Raw genomic sequence first — 5396 nt, forward strand, 5'->3', positions numbered from 1 at the left:
AGCGTATAACAAAGCGTTTAAGAGGGATTTGGCACGCGTGGCATTTTCAATATGCGTTGAGTTCAGTGTTTATGGTGCATTGCAGAAGCTTATGTATTGCGTGCCGGCACCCCTTAACGCGGCGTTAGGCGCAGTAAGAAATTTCTTGGTTCATTTCTCTAATTTCTCTTTGGCCATCTGTTCTGGTTTTTCGGCAATCTGGCTTTACCTTCCTAAGTTCTTGAATCATTCAACTCGTAAAACATGCCAAAGTTTGTGGGTTGCCTCATTGGTTTTTGGGGTCGGTTTGTGGTGAGTTTCTTTGGCCCAAATCGCTTCAAGTTTATCTGTCTTCGAAATGCGTTTATTAGCTGACATTTTGCTCTGAAAGTTAGCCTTTTCAAATTCCATTTTTATGCGCTGAAAAGCCAATTTCTTTGGTGTTTTAGTTGCAGTGGGTTTCAGAAACTTAGCTGTTTTAGCATTTGGGTTCTAATCAAATTCAGTGAGTTACGTTAATTTCTTTTTCCAAAAGGTGGTTTTCTAAATCCCATTTTAACTATTTGCGTGAAGCGCCTAACAAAGCATTCAAGAGGGATTCACAACGCTTGACAGTTTTGGTTTGAATCAACTTTAGTGTTTACGGCACAATAGCTTAGGTTGGGTGGTGGCGTTGTTCACCCCTTAATGCGGCGTTAGTACGGGTTTGACATCAAAGGTCATAAGTTTTGGTGTTTATCTGTTTTGGCGCTCGTATTTACACCTTTCAGTTAATGCCTTTCACGTTCTTTCCGGTGGCACTATATGCGAAGTGTTCGCTTTGATTTCATCGTTTACGGCTTCTAACTCTTAGCCTATTTCTTTGGTGCTTCTTCATTTTCGTGGTGGCTTTTGAGAGAACCTTGATTACTTTTGTTGTGGCTGTTGAAGTACGAGGATCGAATCCTTTTCTAATTTGAAGCAAGTGAAAGTAGGGCAGTTCAGTGCGTTTTTCTTCTAGCCAACTTTCGTCTTTCAATCGGGGTAAAGTTTTGTAGCTGCCCATCTCACTTCAGTGTTCAAAGCCTTTCATATCATCTCAGTTTTCAATATCTTGGAGCGTATAAATAGAAGTAGCGCATGTACTAACAAATTGCTTAAGAGTGATTCGTAACGCGTGGCATTTTTACTTTGCGGTGGCTTATGTGATTAAGGCGCTGTGCGGTAGCTTTTGTATTGCGTTACTCACACCTTAGCAAGGCGTTAGTTGCCAGCGGAAAAAACGCAGCTAAGGCAGAAGATTTCGGGCTAATGAATCGTGTGATTTTGCTCGGTTTTGTACTTTGGTGTAGCTTGCTAGAATTGCGTTCGATTTTTAACATTGTGGTTTTGTTTTGCCGTTTCAGACGCGAATGTACTCGTTGAAAGTCAGCTTTGTGACATTGCCTTTCCAAAAGGTCTTTTTGGCGCTTTTAGGCAGTTTTCTACGGCGTTGTAAGTTCCAAGTGGTTTCAGTAACAGTTGCTTTGAAACTGCGCCTGATTTGAGTTTTTCAAAGCGCTCAAAGACGGTGTTGGCAAAGTGGAAATGAACGAGAAATCAAAGGTTAAGAATGGCAACTAACAAAGCGTTTAAGGCAGATTCGCAACGCTAGGCATTTTTGGTTTGCTTTGAATTTAGTGTTTACGGCACAATGGTTTAGGTCAGGTGGCAATGTTGCTCACTACTTAACGCAGCGTTATGCGTCTCAGGAAAAATATGAGTAAGTGGAAAATTGAAGCTCTTAAAGAGCACATAAGAGAAAAACACGAAAATTCGACAGTACTTGTTGAGTTTGTTGATTCGGTTGTCAGAACTATTGATATATATAAATATCATGAATGTGAGGTTTACCCTTACTTGAATAACGAGCCGAATGTACATTTATTCGAACTATTTAAAGAACTGACAACTAACTATAATAAACGGCTAGAGCACGAAGAAGAAACGATCAAAATACAAGCGCATATTCAAGCTGCATTTCACAATAGCAGAGCAATGTATGATCTTTTCGCCCAGTTGTTAAATGGGGTATTACTATCTAATAATTACCCTATCTACAAATGTAACATTAATAATGTTTGTTCAGACTTGCCTGATTCAAAGCTAAAGTTAGACCTAATTGATGTTCTAAATAGTGAAAACTACAAATATGTAAATAGTTTTATTAACACTATCAAGCACAGAAACTTATTGAAGTTTCCTCATACAATAGATTTTGTGGAAAGTAAATCTGCAATCAAAATCGCTCAGTTTGATTTTAATGGTCAACACTTTGAAGAAAAGTGGGGAATTGAAGCACTTACATGCACATATGAACTGACAAAACAACTAATAGGGTTGGGTCAACAGTTGAATATTGAGTGTGGGGTAAAATACGCATAACAAACTGTTCAAGAGGGATTCGCAACGCGTGGCATTTTTACTATGCGTTGGTTTTAGTGTTTAAGGTAGTATGCGGCGGATTTTGTATTGCGTTGCTCACCCCTTAACAGGGCGTTATGCGTCAAGAGGATGTTCATGTCAAAAGTAACATTGAAAGGTTTTATCTTAGTTCCTGAATCGGAGCTTGAATCGGTAAAAAGTGAGTTGGTAAATCATAAACGTCTTACACTCGAAGAGTCGGGGTGTATTACGTTTAGCGTTACCCAAAACTCAGAAGATCCTCTTCGTTTTGATGTTTACGAAGAGTTCGTAGATAAAATGGCTTTTGCGCATCATCAGCAAAGGGTCAAAGCATCTCTCTGGGGTAAAGTGACGGTAAATGTTGAGCGTCACTATGAAATCTTTGAGTAAACGCATAACAAATTGCTTAAGTGTGATTCAGCACGCGTGGCATTTTAATATGCGGTGGTTTCGGTGTTGAAGTGCCATGCTGATGCTTGGTCATTGCGTGCTTCACACCTTAGCAAGGCGTTAGGCGACATGAGATAAACGATAGAGTAGTGATAGTATCTTGGCGTGAATCTAGCTTCAGTTAATAGAAAAGGAGTGGATTAATGAATGGTAAAGCATTTGATAATTGGCAAAAATCTCGAAAGAAAGGATGTTTAAATTGGCTTTTCAGAACAACTTTCGTCACAGCCATTTTGTACATGATTTTTAATGTTATTTTCCTTTATCCATCTTCTGATGCGGCAAGCATTACGATTTTCTTATCGGATAATGCTCCTAATTACTCAATTTACACGATCGGGATGTTTTTCGCATTTTGGGCTATTTGGCTATACAACGAATCTTCGTATGAGAAAGAAGTTAAACGTAGAAATGTCGCCTAACAAACTGTTCAAGAGGGACAGTCAACGCGTGGCGAGTTTGGCTCAAATCTTGGTATTTGTGTTTATGGTGGTAAATTGAAGTTTGGTGGTAGCGCGTTGCTGCCCCTTAACGCGGCGTTAGGCATTTTGGAGTAAAAATGGGAATATCAGTGTCCAATAAACAGGAAGAAAGTTTCCTGTATGTTAGCGGTCTATCGGTAACAGAGACCATTAAGCTATGTGAAAATGTTGAAATTATTCCCGCTTGTTGTGACCCGTCAACAGACTTAATCATCAAACAAAGTTGTAGTGAAATAGACTTGGGTATTACGGCTATTTTTCTTCGTAGGGTTGGGGCTCAAGTGAAAATTTCCGGAGTCACAGGGAAAGAACTAGCTGCAAAAACGTGGAATGCTCAGTGGGATGTGGTCATTCTTAGTGCCTTGTTCGACTGTGATGCAGTAGCAAACCTTCAAAGTGATACGCCTGCCGAATTACTATCTAACACCAGTCGTTTATCGGTAACGAATTATCATATGAGAGGAAGCATTAATTCTCTCTATACAGTTACTCCTAAAGATGTTCTTTGGCTTAATACGCATTTTCAAAATGCTCGAAACCTCCTAGGTGTCGATAGATTCAGTGATGCTGTGAGTGCTCGTTCAAGTTACAGGTGGCACCCTAACCCAAGAGCGCAGCTAGCTGTATTATGGTCGGGTATTGAGGGGTTATTCGATATTCAAGGTGAAACGGTTTTTAAACTAAGTTTGTTCGTGGCCAAATTTTTGGAGCCTGGTGATAAAGATCAGGCAAAACGCATTTTATCGAGCGTCAAAAAGCTATACAAAAGTCGCAGTTCCGCTGTCCACGGTTCAAAGATTAAGGGAGACCGAAGCCAATTGGTTTCGGATTCTTCTGAGTTGCTAGAACGTCTAATACGCAGATGTATCGAAGTTGGTTCTATTCCAAATATTGAAGAACTTACCTTGTAATTGAGACATGCCTAACAAAGCGTTTAAGGCAGATTCGCAACGCTAGGCATTTTCGGTTTGCTTTGAATTTAGTGTTTACGGCACAATGGTTTAAGTATGGTGGTCAGCTTTGCTCACTACTTAACGCGGCGTTAGGCGACGGGCAGAAAAGTTCTTTGTTCTCATCTTCTTATTCCTCTTTGGCCTTTCGCTTTTCTATGTCGGCAACTTAGCACTGTCGGCTTAAATTCTTGAATATCTCCAACCGTAAAACATGCCAACGTTCGTGGGTTGCCTCATTGGTTTTTGGTGTAGGTGGGTGTTTGGTTGCTTATTTGGTTTCGGGTAACCTGCTTTCAAAAGAACTTAAACACTGGTGGGAAATTTCGCCTAACAAGGCGTTTAAGGCGGATTCACAACGCTTGGCGATTACACTTCCAGTTGAGTTAAGTGTTTAAGGTGCAATGGTTTAGGTTTGATGGTTTGCGTTGTTCACCACTTAACGCGGCGTTATGGCGCATGGTGGAATTTGAGCTCTCTATATAACTGAAAAAAATAACTGAAAAAATGGATATTGCAAATGTAAAAGGACTTATAATGGAAAATATTGCATTTATTCAACAGCATTTAGTCGAGAAAGGCGTCCCCAAAGATTTGACTAAACTAAATACTAACCTTTGGTCAAAGCTCATTTTCTCCGAGACTAAACCTCTAGTTTTTCAATCTCCAGTTCAAGTTTTCTTTAAGCAAGGGATAGTTTTCTGATTAATATAGGGCTTATTTATGTGGCTGTTTCTTTGGCGTGTAGAGCCAGGTAATTGGCTCATTCAATTAGTTTCTACAATATGCTTCGGATGCATTATGTGTGGCGTGTTATCATATCGTATCACTAAAGCGCATAAAAAATTGGGTAACACGAGTTGGGAAAATTGGTGTAGTGCTAACTATAAGTCTGCGCCATAACAAAGCATTTAAGAGTGATTCTCAACGCTTGGCAGTTTCGCTTCGCTCAATTATAGCCAAGCGCTGCTCACACCTTAATGCGGCGTTATACGAATAGAGGGAAATTATGTACAAAAGTACTGATTTTAACTTGGATTCAAAAGAGTTCAGGTTTAAGAAAGACTCATATCCTTTGTCTAAGATAAACAATGTTAGGGTTAAAAAGTTA

Annotated in this window: 4 protein-coding genes; all 4 read left to right on the top strand. The window is 39.7% G+C overall.

The window, feature by feature from the left end; translation table 11 throughout:
* Positions 1–1716: 1716 nt before the first annotated feature.
* Positions 1717–2382 (top strand): hypothetical protein, encoded by a 666-nt coding sequence (locus L3V32_RS25765; RefSeq protein WP_237285649.1) that lies wholly within the window; start codon positions 1717–1719, stop codon positions 2380–2382.
* A gap of 135 nt (positions 2383–2517) precedes the next feature.
* Entirely contained in the window at positions 2518–2793 is a 276-nt protein-coding gene (locus L3V32_RS25775; protein ID WP_031818868.1) for a putative quinol monooxygenase, read from the top strand.
* 203 nt (positions 2794–2996) lie between these two features.
* Positions 2997–3275 (top strand): hypothetical protein, encoded by a 279-nt coding sequence (locus tag L3V32_RS25780; RefSeq protein WP_237285650.1) that lies wholly within the window; start codon positions 2997–2999, stop codon positions 3273–3275.
* Between the two features lie 149 nt (positions 3276–3424).
* The gene (locus L3V32_RS26300) at positions 3425–4246 is read left to right on the top strand and encodes a HEPN domain-containing protein (RefSeq protein WP_237285651.1); all 822 of its coding nucleotides are present in this window, start codon (positions 3425–3427) and stop codon (positions 4244–4246) included.
* The last annotated feature ends 1150 nt before the right edge of the window (positions 4247–5396 follow it).

It is taken from the genome of Vibrio sp. J2-4 (assembly GCF_021728155.1).
GTDB classification, from domain to species: domain Bacteria; phylum Pseudomonadota; class Gammaproteobacteria; order Enterobacterales; family Vibrionaceae; genus Vibrio; species Vibrio diabolicus.

Bases quoted from the DNA above. Each gene is read 5' to 3' on its own strand.
- L3V32_RS25765 (WP_237285649.1), top strand. From the start codon at position 1,717: ATGAGTAAGTGGAAAATTGAAGCTCTTAAAGAGCACATAAGAGAAAAA.
- L3V32_RS25775 (WP_031818868.1), top strand. From the start codon at position 2,518: ATGTCAAAAGTAACATTGAAAGGTTTTATCTTAGTTCCTGAATCGGAG.
- L3V32_RS25780 (WP_237285650.1), top strand. From the start codon at position 2,997: ATGAATGGTAAAGCATTTGATAATTGGCAAAAATCTCGAAAGAAAGGA.